Annotated in this window: 3 protein-coding genes; all 3 read right to left on the reverse strand. The window is 31.0% G+C overall.

Annotated elements, in window-relative coordinates; translation table 11 throughout:
* Positions 1 to 187: type IX secretion system membrane protein PorP/SprF (locus GBH57_RS15895; protein WP_151675485.1), on the reverse strand; the 187-nt coding region annotated here is incomplete at its 3' end.
* A 391-nt stretch (positions 188 to 578) separates the two neighbouring features.
* Positions 579 to 2,519 carry an OmpA family protein gene (locus GBH57_RS15900; RefSeq protein ID WP_151675486.1) on the reverse strand — a complete coding sequence of 647 codons (1,941 nt, stop codon included), beginning with the start codon at positions 2,517 to 2,519 and terminating at the stop codon, positions 579 to 581.
* A 23-nt stretch (positions 2,520 to 2,542) separates the two neighbouring features.
* The coding region (locus GBH57_RS15905; RefSeq protein ID WP_151675487.1) for a type IX secretion system membrane protein PorP/SprF at positions 2,543 to 2,724 on the reverse strand (182 nt) is incomplete at its 5' end.

Consider the following 2,724-nt stretch of genomic DNA (forward strand, 5'->3'; position numbering starts at 1 on the left):
TGTTATTAAACCATTGATTCCTATACAAACCTAATACACTCAACACATCTCTGCTACCTGCATATGCAGGATTTATACTTAATGTGTTGTACATATACTGTGTGTATTGCGCGTCCTGCTGTGCAAAACTAGAGGTTGTGAAAACCAGTAACACTAACACTGTTATTAGAGTAATTATTCTTTTCATTTAAAATTGTTTACCAGTAAAATAATAGCACTTTTTTGAATATGTTTAAGATGTTCACTTTATCAAGCAACTTTATTATCTACATTCAAAATTAGATTATAAACATATCTCTACAAAAATAGAATACAGATTAACCAATCCTTCGTATCATTACTCTATTCTTTAACATTGTAAAAATACTTTCGTCAGGATACACAAATCTAAGGTAAAATACAATTAATAAAATATTATATATTGATTTTCAACACATTCCAAATTAGTTTTTAATTCACATTTCAGAAAAACAAAGTATATCACTATTTTCAGAAAATATATAAGTCTCCATTGTTCTTAAAACAAAAAGAGAGGCCTTTATTAGGCCTCTCTTTTTGTTTTGAAGTATCGTATTATTCTACTCTACAATAATGAATTCAGATCGTCTGTTAAGCTGATGTAACCCTTCATCGCATTGAACTCCATTTGAGCAATGGTTAGTAAGTCTAGTTTCACCATACCCACGTCCTGTAAGTCTGGATCTATCGATTCCACCTCTTGTAACAATATATTCTATAGTATTAAAATTTCTTCTAGATGAAAGATCCATATTATAAACATCCGGTGCTCTACTATCAGTATGAGAACGAACATCTATTTTTACTTTTGGATACATTTTCATAAATGAAATCACTTTTTGTAATTCTAATTGAGCATCAGCTCTAATAAAATCTTTATCTAAATCAAAATATATTGGTAATAGATCTAATAAGAAGTTTAAGTCATCACCAATTTTTGGCGCATTTAATGATTCTAATTCTAACGAAAGGTTAAGTTCTAATTCTAATTCTGCTGTAGATGTAAAACATTCTTCATCAAAACCATAATTTAATTTAGACCCACGTACACAATATGCTTTATTACAATCTAAAGGAAATGTGAAAGAACCATCTTTTCCAGCTATTAATTGGTCGATAATTTGATTTGCAGGATCCATTAGTACAACTTTTGCATTTGGAATTGGTTCTCTTGTATTCTTATCAACCACTACACCAGATACTGTTTGAGTACAAGCACTAATAACATCTTCAACTTTTTCAAAAGAGTATATATCATCATCACCCATTCCACCATCTCTGTTTGAAGCAAAGTATCCTATACCACTTGCATCATTTACTATAAATGTGAAATCATCTTTTAAACTGTTTACTGGTCGACCAATATTAAACACTTCTCCAGTACCTTCTTCGTTAAGTTCAGTTACAAACACATCTAAACCTCCTAGTCCAGGGTGTCCATCTGATGCGAAATAAAGTTTATTGTCTTGACTCACAAAAGGAAATGTCTCTCTAAACTCTGTATTGATTTTATCTCCTAATGAAACTGGAGTTCCAAATCCGTCACCTTCAATCGAAACTTTGTATAAATCTGACATACCTTTACCCCCTGGCATATCACTAGCAAAATACAAGGTTTTTTCATCCTTACTCAAAGCTGGATGCGCTACTGAATATTCATCACTATTAAAAGGTATTTCTGTAATTTTCCATTCACCATCTTCGTTAATTACACCTTTGTACATTTTTAATCTATTAGTACCATCTGTATCTTCTTTGTACTTTTTATTAGTAAAATTATTTCTTGTAAAGTACATAGTTTGACCATTTCTAGTAAAAACTGCTGTAGATTCGTGATACTTTGTGTTTACTTTTGAATTAAGCTTCTTAACGTCTTTATCTTCTGAATTATCTAATGGTAATTGATAGATATCTAGAAAAGGTTGATTATTCCATTCGTGAATTCTATTTGGAGTATTTCTACCTTCTAACCTGTTAGATGCAAATACTAAACTACCTGCATAGAATGCAGGAGCAAAATCAGATAACTTAGAATTAAATGTTACTGGAAGTAATTTAAATCTTCCTGATTGAGCTTCTATTTCTTTTAAATAATTACGTTCATTAACAAATAACGAAGCTCTTTTATCTACATTACTTAATGTATTAAACTTCTCCATAATTTTATCTGATGCCTTATACTGCCCACTACTTTTTAAAGCTTGCGCGTATCTAAATAAGTATTCAGGTTTTGGCTGATCCGTAAAGTCGTATAATGAACCGTACCATTTTGCTGCGTTAACGTAATCTGCAGTAAAATAATAAGAATCACCAAGGCGCATTAAAAGTTCTTCAGATAAAAAACCATCTTCAGCTACTTCTAAATAGGCTTTTCGTGCATCTATAAAAGCATAGTTATCAAAGTTATTATTTGCCTTCTCTAGTTTTTTCCCTTGAGCGAAAGAACTAGGCATAGCAATTAAAAAACAAGCTGCAGTAATTAAGTGTAATATATATTTCATATTGTTGCTTTTTAAAGTTGGTTTTAGAAGAATCTAGGCGAAATCATTCGCTCCTCTTTTTTGAATAATTCGTACCTTAAAAATATCTCGTAAGAACCTGAATTAAATTGATTCAACGCTGTTGTTTCTCTATCGTATGCAATACCTAACATAAGCTCATCAGATAATTGAAAACCTGCCATTGCACTTAATGCTGCACTCCATC

This window comes from Patiriisocius marinus (assembly GCF_008974325.1).
Lineage (GTDB): Bacteria > Bacteroidota > Bacteroidia > Flavobacteriales > Flavobacteriaceae > Patiriisocius > Patiriisocius marinus.

Bases quoted from the DNA above. Each gene is read 5' to 3' on its own strand.
- GBH57_RS15900 (WP_151675486.1), bottom strand. From the start codon at position 2,519: ATGAAATATATATTACACTTAATTACTGCAGCTTGTTTTTTAATTGCT.